Raw genomic sequence first — 13,586 nt, 5'->3', positions numbered from 1 at the left:
CGGGACTCGAACCCGCGACCCCCGGCGTGACAGGCCGGTATTCTAACCGACTGAACTACCGCTGCGTATCGTTCAGGTTTGCACCCGATTGAAACTGGGATCTGAGCTTTCAAGCGCTACAGCGCGAAAGCCAGGAACAAAAAGGCGACCTATCATCGCCTTTTCTGCTTGCTTTGAGCGTTCATGGGGCTCTCGGCGAAAGATGGCGCAGCGGACGGGACTCGAACCCGCGACCCCCGGCGTGACAGGCCGGTATTCTAACCGACTGAACTACCGCTGCGTATCGTTCAGGCTTGCGCCTGATTGAAACTGGGACCTGGCCTTGCGGCCTCAGACCGGTGCAAGCACCCATCTGGGATAAAATGGCGCGGCGGACGGGACTCGAACCCGCGACCCCCGGCGTGACAGGCCGGTATTCTAACCGACTGAACTACCGCCGCGCAGTGTTGGACTTGCGTCCTGTTTCTCTCTGCCAGAGCGCTTCTTGCAAAGCACGTTGGACCAGAAACGTTCTCAGGAAGTGGTGGGTGATGACGGGATCGAACCGCCGACCCTCTGCTTGTAAGGCAGATGCTCTCCCGGCTGAGCTAATCACCCCCGCGATGTTGCTTGTTGCGTTTGCTTCGCTGAGGCCGCGAAATTTACGCAGGTACCGATGCTAAGTCAATACCCCCATTGAAGTTTTTTTCAAAAAGGGCAAAAACAGCTGCAAGCTTGAAGCTGCAAGCGACAAGCAAAAGCTCTCGTCTCCCTCACTACTGTATTCGACCCGGAGAAAGACAAAGGGGACCTTACGGTCCCCTCTTGCAGCTTGAAGCTTATAGCTTGCCGCTCAGGTATAGATCATCTTGCGGGTCATCCCGCCATCGACCACGAACTCCTGGCCGGTGACGAACCCCGCCTGGCGCGACAGCAGCCACGCCACCAGCGCCGCGACGTCCTCCACCGTCCCCACCCGGCCAGCCGGATGCTGAGCATGGTCGGCGTCGCTCAGAGGCTCGGCGCGCCGCTGCGAAGGGTCACGGGCATCGATCCAGCCCGGGCTCACGGCATTGACGCGAATCTCCGGCGCCAGGCTCATGGCCAGGGCGTGGGTCAAGGCAACCAGCCCGCCCTTGCTGGCGGCATAGGCCTCGGTGTCCGGCTCGGATTGCCGGGCACGGGTGGAAGCCAGGTTGACGATCGCACCACCATGGGCGCGCAGGTAAGGTGCGCAATGCTTGGCCAGCAGCATCGGGCCATTGAGGTTGACCGCCAGCACCCGGTTCCATTGGGTCAGGGACAGGCTCTCCAAGGTCTGGTTGTGCGGGTTGGCGATCGCCGCGTTGCACACCAGCGCGTCCAGTCGGCCAAACTGCCCGAGTACCTCGGACACCCCGGCACTGACCTGGACCTCGTCGGCCACATCCATGGTGATGAACCAGGCGTTGTCGCCCAGCGCCTTGGCGACCTTGGCGCCACGCGGGCGGTCCAGGTCGCTGAGCACCACCTGCCAGCCCTCGCAGATCAACCAGGCGGCGATGCCCAGGCCGATGCCGCGGGCGGCACCGGTCACCAAAGCCACCCGACCATTATGGCCGGGCTCGCCACCCTTCCAGTCGATCACAGCGCCGCCAGGCCACGAGCCAGATCGGCTTGCAGGTCGGCCACGTCTTCCAGACCAACCGCCACGCGCACCAGGCTGTCACGGATACCCGCCGCTTCACGCTCCTGCGGCGTCAGACGGCCGTGGGAGGTGGTGGCCGGGTGGGCGATAGTGGTCTTGCTGTCACCGAGGTTGGTGGTGATGGAGATCACCCGGGTGGCGTCGATGAAGCGCCAGGCACCTTCCTTGCCACCCTTCACCTCGAAGCTGACCACCGCGCCGAAGCCGCTCATCTGGCGCTTGGCCAGTTCATGCTGCGGATGGCTCGACAGGCCGGCGTAGTGGACCTTCTCGATACCGCCCTGGCGCTCGAGCCACTCGGCCAGCGCCTGGGCGCTCTCGCAGTGGGCGCGCATGCGCAGCTTGAGGGTTTCCAGCCCCTTGGTGAAGACCCAGGCGTTGAACGGGCTGAGGGTTGGGCCGGCGGTCCGCAGGAAGCCCACGACCTCCTTCATCTGTTCGCTGCGCCCGGCCACCACGCCGCCCATGCAACGTCCCTGGCCGTCGATGAACTTGGTCGCCGAGTGGAACACGATATCGGCACCGAGCTTGAGCGGTTGCTGCAAGGCCGGGGTGCTGAAGCAGTTATCCACCACCAGCAGCGCGCCGCGGGCGTGGGCGATTTCGGCCAGGGCGCTGATATCGACCAACTCGGCCAGCGGGTTGGACGGCGACTCGACGACCAGCAGCTTGGTATTGGCCTTGATGGCTTTTTCCCAACCGCCCAGGTCGACCAGCGGCACGTAGTCCACCTTCACGCCGAAACGCTTGAAGTACTTCTCGAACAGACTGATGGTGGAGCCGAACACGCTCTGTGACACCAGGACATGGTCGCCGGCGCTGCACAGCGACATGACCACGGCGAGAATCGCCGCCATGCCGGTGGAGGTAGCCACGGCCTGCTCGGCGCCTTCCATGGCCGCCAGGCGCTCCTCGAAGGCGCGCACGGTGGGGTTGGTGTAGCGCGAATAGACATTGCCCGGCGTTTCGCCGGCAAAGCGCGCGGCAGCGTCGGCAGCCGTGCGGAAGACATAGCTGGAGGTCAGGAACAGCGCTTCGCTGTGCTCGGCCTCCGGTGTACGGTTCTGACCGGCGCGCACCGCCAGGGTGTCGAAACCGACACCCTCGAGGTCACTGTCCAGTCGACCGGCATCCCATTGTTCGGTCATGCCGTCGCTCCCAAATCAGTTGTTGTACAGGTCGATGATCGCGCTGACCGCCTGGTTCTTCACCTTGGCCAGGTCATTACGAGCCTGCTCGATGCGGTCGAGGTAGGCTTCGTCGATATCGCCGGTGACATACTCACCGTTGAACACCGCGCAATCGAAATGCTCGATCTTGATCTTGCCGCCACCGACCGATTCGATCAGGTCCGGCAGGTCCTGATAGATCAGCCAGTCGGCGCCGATCAACTCGGCCACCTGTTCGGTGGTACGGTTGTGGGCGATCAGTTCGTGAGCGCTCGGCATGTCGATGCCGTAGACGTTGGGGTAGCGTACCGCTGGGGCCGCAGAGCAGAAATAGACGTTCTTGGCGCCGGCTTCGCGGGCCATCTGGATGATCTGCTTGCAGGTGGTGCCGCGCACGATCGAGTCGTCCACCAGCATCACGTTCTTGCCGCGGAACTCCAGCTCGATGGCGTTGAGCTTCTGGCGCACCGATTTCTTGCGCGCAGCCTGGCCGGGCATGATGAAGGTACGGCCGATGTAGCGGTTCTTGACGAAGCCTTCGCGGAACTTGACGCCCAGGTGGTTGGCCAGTTCCAACGCCGCGGTGCGGCTGGTGTCCGGGATCGGGATGACCACGTCGATGTCGTGCTCGGGGCGTTCGCGCTGGATCTTCTCGGCCAGCTTTTCGCCCATGCGCAGGCGCGCCTTGTATACCGAAACGCCGTCCATGATCGAATCCGGACGGGCAAGGTACACGTGCTCGAAGATGCACGGCTGCAGTTTCGGGCTCTTGGCGCACTGTTTGGTGAACAGCTGGCCGCCTTCGGTGATGTACACCGCCTCGCCCGGCGCCAGGTCGCGAATCAGGGTGAAGCCGAGCACGTCCAGGGCGACACTTTCCGAGGCGATCATGTACTCGACGCCTTCGTCGGTGTGACGCTGGCCAAACACCACCGGACGGATGCCGTTGGGGTCACGGAAGCCGACGATGCCGTAGCCGGTGATCATCGCCACCACCGCGTAGCCACCAACGCAGCGGCTATGCACGTGGGACACGGCGGCGAATACGTCTTCTTCGGTCGGCTGCAGCTTGCCGCGCACGGCCAGCTCGTGGGCGAACACGTTCAGCAGCACTTCGGAGTCGGAGTTGGTGTTGACGTGGCGCAGGTCGGACTCGTAGATCTCCTTGGCCAACTGCTCGACGTTGGTCAGGTTGCCGTTGTGCGCCAGGGTGATGCCGTACGGCGAGTTGACGTAGAACGGCTGGGCCTCGGCCGAGGTGGAGCTGCCGGCGGTCGGGTAGCGCACATGACCGATGCCGATGCTGCCCACCAGGCGCTGCATGTGGCGCTGCTGGAAGACGTCGCGCACCAGGCCGTTATCCTTGCGCAGGAACAACCGGCCGTCGTGGCTGGTCACGATACCGGCAGCGTCCTGGCCGCGGTGCTGAAGCACGGTTAGCGCGTCATACAGCGCCTGATTGACGTTCGACTTACCGACGATACCGACGATGCCACACATGCGACGCAACCCCTACTTTGATGAAACTTGAGTGAAGCGCGCTCAGGGCTTGGTCGGCCCGAGCAACTGCTCCTTGAACGGAAGGTCAACGGGTGCGCTGACCCCACTGGACATCCACTGGCCGCTGAACCCGAGTATGAGGTTCTTCGACCAGTCGGCTACCAATAGAAATTGTGGTATCAGGCGCGATTCCTGCCACCACGGATCCTGTTGCACCGGCCCCAGGCTCAGCAGCCCGACCGCCACCACCACCAGCAGGCCCCCGCGCGCGGCGCCGAAGGCCATGCCGAGGAAGCGATCGGTGCCGGACAGCCCGGTCACGCGGATCAGCTCGCCGATGAGGAAATTGAGCATCGCCCCGACCAGCAGCGTGGCGACGAAAAGAATGGCACAGCCGGCAATGACCCGTGCGGACGGCATCTGGATATAGCTTTCAAGATACTGCGCAAGCGAGCCGCCGAACATCCAGGCCACCGCGCCGGCGACAATCCAGATGAGCAGGGACAAGGCTTCCTTGACGAAGCCGCGCTTGAGACTGATCAGTGAGGAAATGGCGATGATCGCGATGATCGCCCAATCAACCCAGGTAAATGCCACGGTGTTGCCTGCCGACGTTTGAGGCGGCGCATTTTACCAGAGCAAGGGGGCTTGAGGTAAGCGGAATGTCAGGTGTTTGAAGGGCTGCAGGCTGACTCTGGGGACAGCTTTACAGGCTTGAAACCATCGCGGGGCAAGCCCACGCCCACGCGACAGGCGGGAGCCGGTTTGCCCCGCGATGGATGTCAACCACGCTCCGGCTGGAAACGCACGACGATACCTTTCAGGTTCTGCTGGCGATTGATCACGTCACGCAGGCGCTCGGCTTCTGCCCGCTCGATCAACGGACCGACGAATACCCGGTTCATGCCATCCGCCGAACGGATATAGGCGTTGTAGCCCTGGCTGCGCAGGGTCTTCTGCAGGTTCTCGGCACCGGCCCGGTTGGACAGGCTGGCCAGCTGGATCGACCAGCTCACCGGCAGGCCGTTGACGTCGATCTTCGAAGGCGCAGCAGGCTTGGCCGCAGGAGCGGCAGGCGCCGCGCTCGGTGCAGGCGCCGGACGGGGCTCCACCTTGGCGACCGGGGGCGTCGGCACTGGCGTCTGCGGCTTGGGCTGCGCCACGGTCGTTACCGGCGCGATGGGCTGGCTTGGCGCCGTCACCGGCGACGTGGACTCGTCGACCACCACTACCGGCTGGTCGTTCTGCTCCGGCAGCGGTTGTGGCTCCGGTACCTGCACAGGCTCCACCTGCACCTGGGGCAGATTGGGCATGGCCGGCGCTTCGGGCGCCTCGACACGCACCTGGCGCATCTCGTCCTCGCGAGTGAACAGCATCGGCAGGAAGATCACCGCCAGCGCCACCAGCACCAGCGCACCGACCATGCGCTGCTTCATCCCTTTATCCAGCACTGCCATCTACTCCATCCTCGGAAACCTGCCGCTCAAGCCAGGCCAGGGCCTCGCCGACGCAGAAAAACGAACCGAACAGCAGGATCTGGTCATCCGCCGTCGCCTGGGCGCACTGCCCTTCGAGGGCAGCCGCAACACTGGCGTAAGACTTCACCGTCGCACCGAGGTTCGTCAAGGCATCCGCCAGCTCCGCGGCCGGGCGGCTGCGCGGTGTATCCAGCGGCGCCACCGCCCAGTCGGCGACCTGACCGCACAGCGGCGCAAGCACGCCGGCCAGGTCCTTGTCGGCCAACAGGCCGAAGACCGCCAGACGTCGCCCCTTCACCGGGCGTGCCGCCAAGCGGCGGGCCAAGTACTCGGCGGCGTGTGGGTTATGGCCGACATCCAGCAACAACTCCACGCGTTTGCCCTGGAGCAGCAGCTCACGCCGGTCGAGACGGCCAGTGATACGAGTATCCAGCAAAGCCTGACGAACCTTGCCGGCATCCCACGGCAGCCCCATCAGCAGGAAGGCCTGCAAGGCCAGGGCGGCATTCTCCATGGGCAGGTCGAGCAACGGCAGGTCACGCAGTTCAACGGGCGATCCGTCGAGCTGGCGACCACGCCAATGCCAGTGGTCAACGCTGCTATCCAGGTCGAAATCACGTCCACGCAGGAAGAACGGGCAATCCAGCTCGCGCACCTTGTCCAGCAAAGGCTGCGGCGGATCAAGGTCACCGCACAGCGCAGGCTTGCCCTGACGGAAGATTCCCGCCTTCTCGTAGGCTACCGACTCGCGGCTATCGCCCAGGTAATCGACGTGGTCGACGCCAATGCTGGTAACCAGCGACACGTCGGCATCCACCAGGTTGACTGCATCCAGCCGGCCACCCAGGCCGACCTCAAGCACCACCGCGTCCAACGCGGAATGCTTGAACAACCAGAACGCCGCCAGGGTGCCCACCTCGAAATAGGTCAGCGAGATGTCGCCACGCGCCGCCTCCACTGCAGCGAAGGCTTCGCACAGGCGCTCATCGCTGGCCTCCTGGCCGTCGATCAGCACCCGTTCGTTGTAACGCAGCAGATGCGGCGAACTGTACACCCCGACCCTTAGCCCCTGCGAGCACAGCAACGCGGCCATGAAGGCGCAGGTCGAGCCCTTGCCGTTGGTGCCGGTCACCGTGACCACACGGGGCGCCAGCGTACCCAGCCCCAGGCGCGCAAGCACCTGTTGCGAGCGCTCCAGGCCCATGTCGATGGCCGAGGGGTGCAACTGTTCGAGGTAGGCGAGCCAGTCGCCCAGGCTGCGCTGGTTCATCACGCGACCGCGGCGACCTCTTTGGCCGCTTCCGGGGTCGGCTGGCCGGTCATCTGCGCCAGCAGGCGGGCCAGGCGCGGACGCAGCTCGTCACGGGAAATGATCAGGTCGATGGCACCGTGCTCCAGCAGGAACTCGCTGCGCTGGAAGCCTTCCGGCAGCTTCTCGCGCACGGTCTGCTCGATAACCCGCGGGCCGGCAAAGCCGATAAGCGCCTTCGGCTCGCCGACGATCACGTCGCCAAGCATCGCCAGGCTGGCGGAAACGCCGCCGTAGACCGGGTCGGTCAGCACCGAGATGAACGGGATGCCTTCTTCGCGCAGGCGCGCCAGCACGGCGGAGGTCTTGGCCATCTGCATCAGCGAGATCAGCGCTTCCTGCATGCGCGCGCCGCCGGAAGCGGAGAAGCAGACCATCGGGCAGCGATTTTCCAGGGCGTAGTTGGCAGCGCGCACGAAACGCTCGCCGACGATGGCGCCCATCGAACCGCCCATGAAGGAGAACTCGAAGGCACTGACCACGATCGGCATGCCCATCAGGGTGCCGCTCATGGAGATCAGCGCGTCCTTCTCGCCGGTCTGCTTCTGCGCGGCGGTCAGGCGGTCCTTGTACTTCTTGCCGTCACGGAACTTCAGGCGGTCGACCGGCTCCAGGTCGGCGCCCAACTCGGCACGACCTTCTGGATCGAGGAAGATATCGATGCGCGCACGGGCGCCGATACGCATGTGGTGGTTGCACTTAGGGCAGACGTCGAGGGTCTTTTCCAGCTCCGGGCGATACAGCACGGCTTCGCAGGACGGGCACTTGTGCCACAGCCCTTCCGGCACCGAGCTCTTCTTCACCTCGGAACGCATGATCGAAGGGATCAGTTTGTCTACCAACCAGTTGCTCATGCTTGCTTTCTCCAGTATTGGCCGGGGAGACCTTTGCGGCCCCGCCCAGCCCTTGAGCTCAAATTCTTCTGTAAAGCGACGATGGGCCGACCTTGGGCCGCCCCACCTCCAATTCTTCCCCGGCATGCCGCGCGCTCTGGCGCGGCCTGACAGCACCGGGCTGCGAAAGCTATGGACGATGGCGCGCGGCCAGCCGTCACATCCGCATTCACGCGTGTTTGACCGCCTGCATGAAGGCTTCGATCCTTGCCACATCCTTGATGCCCTTGGCCTGCTCCACGCCGCCGCTGACATCCACCGCGTACGGGCGCACCCGGCGAATGGCCTCGGCGACATTGTCAGCCGACAGGCCGCCGGCAAGGATGATCGGTTTGCTCAGGTGTCGCGGAATCAGTGACCAGTCGAACGCCTCGCCGGTTCCTCCCGGCACGCCTGGTACATAGGCATCCAGCAGGATGCCGCGAGCGCCAGCGTAGTGCCGGCAGGCGGCCTCCAGGTCATCCCCCGGGCGCACCCGCAGGGCCTTGATCCAGGGGCGATGGTAGCCCTCGCAATCGGCGGGGGTTTCATCGCCGTGGAACTGTAGCAGGTCCAGGGAAACCACTTCGAGGATCTCGTTGAGCTCGCAGCGCGAGGCGTTGACGAACAGCCCCACGGTGGTCACGAACGGCGGCAGCGCGTCGATGATCGCCCGCGCCTGACGCACGTCCACCGCCCGCGGGCTTTTCGCATAGAAGACGAAACCGAGGGCGTCGGCGCCGGCCTCGACCGCAGCCAGGGCATCCTCGATGCGGGTAATCCCGCAGATCTTGCTGCGAACATTGCTCATGGACAGCGAACCTTGAGTGATCGGGAAAGCGCCGATGGTAGCAAATGACCTGTGCTCCGTCAGTCCGCCAGCGCCTCGTAGCCAGTAAGAAAGTGTGGGCCGATGTAACGCTGCGGCAGCGCGTATTCTTCCGGGTACTCCACCTGCACCAGGTAAAGACCGTAAGGGTGCGCGGTTACCCCGCCATCACGGCGGTTGCGCCCCTCCAGCACCTCGCGGGCCCACTCCACCGGACGCTCACCGGCGCCGATGGTCATCAGCACGCCGGCGATGTTGCGCACCATGTGGTGCAGGAACGCGGTGGCACGCACATCCAGCACGATCATCCGCCCATGCCGGGTCACACGCAGGTGGTGGATGTGCTTGATCGGCGACTTGGCCTGGCACTGGCTGGCGCGAAAGGCACTGAAGTCATGGGTGCCCAGCAGGTACTGCGCGGCCTCGGCCATGCGCTCGACATCCAGCGGGCGGTGGTTCCAGGTGACTTCCTCGGCCAGGTGCGCCGGGCGGATCGGGTCGTTGTAGATCACGTAGCGGTAGCGCCGCGCGGTGGCCTTGAAGCGGGCATGGAAGTGTGCAGGCATGGGCGCCGACCAGACCACGCTGATGTCGTGGGGCAGGTTGAAGTTGGTGCCCAGGGTCCAGGCGCGCTCGTCGCGCACGGCGCGGGTGTCGAAATGCACGATCTGCCCGCAGCCATGGACGCCGGCATCGGTGCGCCCGGCGCAGATCACCGAGATTGGTTCGTTGGCCACCGTCGACAGCGCCTGTTCCAGGGCCTGCTGGACACTCGGCACGCCGCTGGCCTGGCGTTGCCAGCCGCGATAGCGCGAACCTTTGTATTCCACGCCCAAAGCGATGCGGGTGTAGCCTTCGGCAGCCGATTCGGCGGCGGCGGTGTCGATGATGTCCAAGAGCGGCAAACCTGATGATGAAACGAAAGGCGGAAGTATACCGGCAAACCGTGCAGGGGCCGAAATGATCGCGGGGCAAGCCCGCCCCACGTCTTGCGTGAAAGCAGGCTTGCCCCGCGATGTACAGCTTTGCGTCAGACCAGGCGCGAAAGCATCTCGTTGGCTTCCTCGCGTTGGCTGTCGTCGCCGTCCTTGACCACTTCGTCGAGGATGTCACGGGCGCCCTGATGGTCGCCCATGTCGATGTAGGCGCGGGCCAGGTCGAGCTTGGTGGCTACCTCGTCGGCGCCGGAGAAGAAGTCGAAGTCCAGGTCGTCCAGCGGCTCGGGCTCCAGCGCCGCGTCCTCGGCGGTGAACGATGGTTGTGCAACCGATGGGGTCTCGAGGTTCTGCGACAGCTTGTCGAGCTCGGCATTGACGTCGTCCAGCTCCGAGGCGAAGTTCTTCGCCGCCGGCGAGTCGTCGTCCAGCGACAGCGACAGGTCGAAGTCCTCGGGCAGCTCCAGCTCGGAGATCGGATCAAACTCCGGAATCGCCTCGAAGGCCGCCAGCTCGGCCGCCACGTCCACCGGGGCTTCCTCGCTGCCGGTCGGAGCCGCCGGCTCTTCGGCGACATCCAGGTCGAATTCGGCCAAGTCGTCGACATTTTGCGGTGTCGCCTGCGCCTGGGCGAGCAATGCCTCGAAATCGTCGTCGGCATCGGTTTCGGCAACGGCGGGTGCAGCCTCGGCTTCTGGCGCCTCGACGACCAGGTCCTCGAGACCGGCCATGTCGAGGTGGTCATCTGCCGGCAGGTCATCCCCCAGACTCAGGTCGAAGGCGCTGTCCAGGTCGGCTTCTTCGACCACGGGCTCAGGCTCTGGTTCGGCCTCCACGACCGGCTCCACGACGACTTCAGGCGCGCTTTCACCCAGCTCCAGCTCCTTGTCCTGCAGCAGGTCCTGGACATACTGCTCATCCAGCTCGGCGGCCAGGGCCGCGGCCCCGGCGGCGCCTGCCGCAACCGCCGCGACACCCAGCATGGCCGGGAAGCGCTCCTTGAGCGCGGCGACCTCGGCCTGGTTCGCGTCGTTGACCGCCAGCTTGCGCTCCTGGCCAGCGAACGCGTCCTGGTCGCCCTGACGTGCGTAGACTTCCATCAATTTGAGGCGCAGATCGCTGCGCTGTGGCTCGGAGGCCACCGCGGCTTCCAGCAGGTCGGCGGCATGGTTGAGGCGACCACGGGCCAGGCTTTCATCCACCTCGGCCAGCAACGCCGCGCGCGGATCAGCCGCCGGGGCGACGACGTCGGCAGGCGCCGCAGGCTTTTCCGCCGCAACGGCTGCAGCGGCCGAGGCTGCCACTACCGCAGGCGACAGAGTCACGCTTGGCGCCGACACATCCAGGCCTTCAAAACTGCTCGGCGGCAGGTCCAGGTCCGGGCCACGCTCGCCATCCTCGGCCAGGGCACGCGCCATGCGCAGGTGTTTCTCAGCTTCCTGCTGGGCCTTGCGCTTGCGGGCCAGAAGCAGCAGCAACAACAGCAGCACCAGGAATGCGGACCCGGCAATCAAGCCCAGCAACAGCGGACTGCTCAGCAGTTGGTCGAGCATGCCGGGCTCTTCGCTGGCCGGTGCCTCGGCTGCCGCATCCTGTGGTGCGGTGTCGGCCGCGGCAGGCGCCGGGGCGACCACCGGTTCGGCAGGGGTCAGTTGCGCGTTCACCGCAGGTTGCGCCGGAGCCGGCTCGCCCGGCAGCGCCGCTGCCGGTGGCTGTGGCGCCGCGGCGCCCTGGGCCTCCAGACGCGCCAGCTGGTCGTTCTTCAGCTCGATCAGGCGCTGCAGCTTGTCCAGCTGGCTCTGCAGGTCGACCATGCGGCTCTTGAGTTCATCGTTGTCACGGCGGCTGGTGTCGAGGCTTTCCTGGGCCATGGCCAGCTTGTCGCCCAGCGCCTTGGCCTCGCCGGCCGCGCCCTTGCCGCCCGGCGCCACCAGGCGCAGGTTGTCGCCCTGGGCAATGCGCGCGGGCGCCGCGCCAGCTTCGCCACGGCGGGTGGCGTCCAGTTGCCGCGCACGCGGGCCGAGGCGGCGGCCTTCGCGCCAGGCGGCATACTGCTCTGCGACTTCGCGGTTGGCCTGGGCCTGTGGAATGCTCTGCACCTGCTGCTGATCGGGCAGGCGCAGTACCTGGCCGGTCTTGAGCTGGTTGATGTTGTTGCCGATGAAGGCATCCGGGTTAAGCGCCTGGATGGCCAGCATGGTCTGCTGGATCGAGCCGCCGTTGGTGTTGCGCGCGGCGATCTGCCAGAGGGTGTCACGGCGCTTGGTGGTATAACTGCCCGCACTGACCGCCGGGTTGATGCCCGCCGGGGCCGGCTGGCTGCCCTGGGCCTGGGCCTGGTCGAGCAGCACACTGTAGTCGCGCAGCAGGCGGCCCTGGGGCCACATGACCTGAACCAGGAACTTGACCACCGGCTCCGGCAGCGCCTTGCTGGAGGTAACCCGCAGCACGCTCTTGCCGTTGGGGTTGATCACCGGCGTGAAGGTGAGGTCTTCGAGGTAAGGCGGGAAGGCCACCCCGGCCTTGGCGAACTCTTCCGGCGACGCCAGGCTTGGCGCCATTTCCGCCGCGGAGAGGTCGCGCACGTCGAGCAGTTCGATCTCGGCATCCAGCGGCTGGTTCTGCGCCGACTTGAGGGTCAGCTCACCCAACCCCAGAGCGTTCGCCACCCCGGACGACAGCGCCGAGGCTGCCGCGATGGCCAGAACCAGTTTGCGAATTCGAAGCATGAACTCTTCCCTTGTATGAAACGTCCCGAAAACCCTGGTGCGGTGCAGGACAAAATAGCTCGCAGTATCTTTTACGCCATGTGTTTTATCAACAATTGTGCCGCCTGCACGGCGTTCAGCGCCGCGCCCTTGCGCACATTGTCGGTGGTCAGCCAGAGATTGAGCTGCTGGTCTTCATCGACACCGTGGCGTACACGTCCAACATAGACCACGTCCTGGCCCACCGCGTCACCCACAGGCGTCGGATAATCACCCGGCTCGACCAGCTCGATGCCGTCGGCAGCCTCCAGCGCGGCGTTAACGGCCACCAGGTCGACCGGATTACGGCTTTGCACGGCGACACTGAAGCTATCGCCGAAAAACACCGGGACTTGAATGCAGGTCACGGAAATCTTCAGTTGCGGCAGGTCCAATACCTGACGCAGTTCATTGACTAGACGGCGTTCTACATTGGTGTGGCCCTGTTCATCGGGTGTACCGACCTGGGGGAGCAGGTTGAAGGCGACCTGGCGATCGAAGAAGCGCGGCTCCAGAGGGCGTGCGTTGAGCAGTTCGGCGGTCTGCCGGGCGAGCTCGCTGACGGCCTCCCTGCCCTGCTCCGAAACTGCCAGGCAGGCATTGACCTGAACGCGCTCGATATCGAGCAAACCCTTGAGCGGCGCCAGCGCCACCGCCAAGGCTACCGCGCCGGCGCTCGGGCTGGTGATCAGTGCGGGCTGCGACAGTTCGGCTATGCGCTCGGCGTTGGCTTCCGGGACCACCACGATGGCGTCGTCCAAGGCGCCGGACAGGTCGATCACCGCGCAACCGGCGGCGATGGCCTTGGGCACGAAGCTGCGGCTTACGGCAGGGCTGGCGGCGAAGAAGACCAGCCTGACCTGGGAGAAATCGAAGCTGTCCACTTCGCGGACCTTCAGTTTCTTGCCCGCGAACATGACACTGCTGCCGGCGGATTCCATGCTGGCCAGCAGGTGCAGGGTGGAGACCGGGAAGGCCACTTCCTCGAGGATCTGGACGAGGGATTCACCTACTGTGCCGGTGGCGCCGATTACGGCTATGTCCAGGGCGTTGGGGGTCATGAGATCGGTTCCTTTTCCAG

General features: G+C 65.1%; 11 protein-coding genes and 3 tRNA genes. All 14 read right to left on the bottom strand.

Annotated features, from left to right (window positions below; genetic code table 11):
* Positions 1-203: 203 nt before the first annotated feature.
* Positions 204-280 (bottom strand) — tRNA-Asp (locus tag AC3WL2_RS25105).
* Between the two features lie 83 nt (positions 281-363).
* Positions 364-440, bottom strand: a tRNA-Asp gene (locus AC3WL2_RS25100).
* 81 nt (positions 441-521) lie between these two features.
* A tRNA-Val gene (locus AC3WL2_RS25095) sits at positions 522-597 on the bottom strand.
* Positions 598-832: 235 nt separating this feature from the next.
* Positions 833-1,606 carry an SDR family oxidoreductase gene (locus tag AC3WL2_RS25090; protein WP_102685388.1) on the bottom strand — a complete coding sequence of 258 codons (774 nt, stop codon included), beginning with the start codon at positions 1,604-1,606 and terminating at the stop codon, positions 833-835.
* Positions 1,603-2,814, bottom strand: a complete 1,212-nt coding sequence (locus AC3WL2_RS25085) for an O-succinylhomoserine sulfhydrylase (RefSeq protein WP_102685387.1) — start codon at positions 2,812-2,814, stop codon at positions 1,603-1,605. Before AC3WL2_RS25085 ends, AC3WL2_RS25090 begins: the two co-directional genes overlap by 4 nt.
* A 15-nt stretch (positions 2,815-2,829) precedes the next feature.
* Complete coding sequence (gene purF / locus AC3WL2_RS25080; protein ID WP_102685386.1) at positions 2,830-4,335, bottom strand: amidophosphoribosyltransferase; 1,506 nt, start codon at positions 4,333-4,335, stop codon at positions 2,830-2,832.
* A 42-nt stretch (positions 4,336-4,377) separates the two neighbouring features.
* A complete protein-coding gene (locus AC3WL2_RS25075; RefSeq protein ID WP_038706536.1) occupies positions 4,378-4,932 on the bottom strand; it encodes a CvpA family protein in 555 nt (184 codons plus the stop codon).
* A gap of 185 nt (positions 4,933-5,117) precedes the next feature.
* Positions 5,118-5,792, bottom strand: coding sequence for an SPOR domain-containing protein (locus AC3WL2_RS25070; protein WP_102685385.1), 675 nt, complete (start codon positions 5,790-5,792; stop codon positions 5,118-5,120).
* Positions 5,776-7,083, bottom strand: coding sequence for a bifunctional tetrahydrofolate synthase/dihydrofolate synthase (folC, locus tag AC3WL2_RS25065; protein WP_102685384.1), 1,308 nt, complete (start codon positions 7,081-7,083; stop codon positions 5,776-5,778). Before folC ends, AC3WL2_RS25070 begins: the two co-directional genes overlap by 17 nt.
* Positions 7,083-7,976, bottom strand: a complete 894-nt coding sequence (gene accD / locus AC3WL2_RS25060; RefSeq protein ID WP_028690439.1) for an acetyl-CoA carboxylase, carboxyltransferase subunit beta — start codon at positions 7,974-7,976, stop codon at positions 7,083-7,085. The genes folC and accD overlap by 1 nt, the downstream gene beginning before the upstream one ends.
* Before the next feature lie 208 nt (positions 7,977-8,184).
* The gene (locus tag AC3WL2_RS25055) at positions 8,185-8,805 is read right to left on the bottom strand and encodes a phosphoribosylanthranilate isomerase (RefSeq protein WP_102685383.1); all 621 of its coding nucleotides are present in this window, start codon (positions 8,803-8,805) and stop codon (positions 8,185-8,187) included.
* A 59-nt stretch (positions 8,806-8,864) separates the two neighbouring features.
* On the bottom strand, positions 8,865-9,719 hold the full coding sequence (truA, locus tag AC3WL2_RS25050; protein WP_023632367.1) for a tRNA pseudouridine(38-40) synthase TruA: 855 nt from the start codon (positions 9,717-9,719) through the stop codon (positions 8,865-8,867).
* A gap of 134 nt (positions 9,720-9,853) precedes the next feature.
* Complete coding sequence (locus AC3WL2_RS25045) at positions 9,854-12,487, bottom strand: FimV/HubP family polar landmark protein (RefSeq protein WP_102685382.1); 2,634 nt, start codon at positions 12,485-12,487, stop codon at positions 9,854-9,856.
* 71 nt (positions 12,488-12,558) lie between these two features.
* The gene (locus tag AC3WL2_RS25040) at positions 12,559-13,566 is read right to left on the bottom strand and encodes an aspartate-semialdehyde dehydrogenase (protein WP_102685381.1); all 1,008 of its coding nucleotides are present in this window, start codon (positions 13,564-13,566) and stop codon (positions 12,559-12,561) included.
* Between the last annotated feature and the right edge of the window lie 20 nt (positions 13,567-13,586).

The sequence above is a fragment of the Pseudomonas sp. FW305-96 genome, assembly GCF_058783825.1.
Note: the sequence above shows the minus strand (reverse complement) of the source record. Positions and strands in the feature narration are given on the sequence as shown.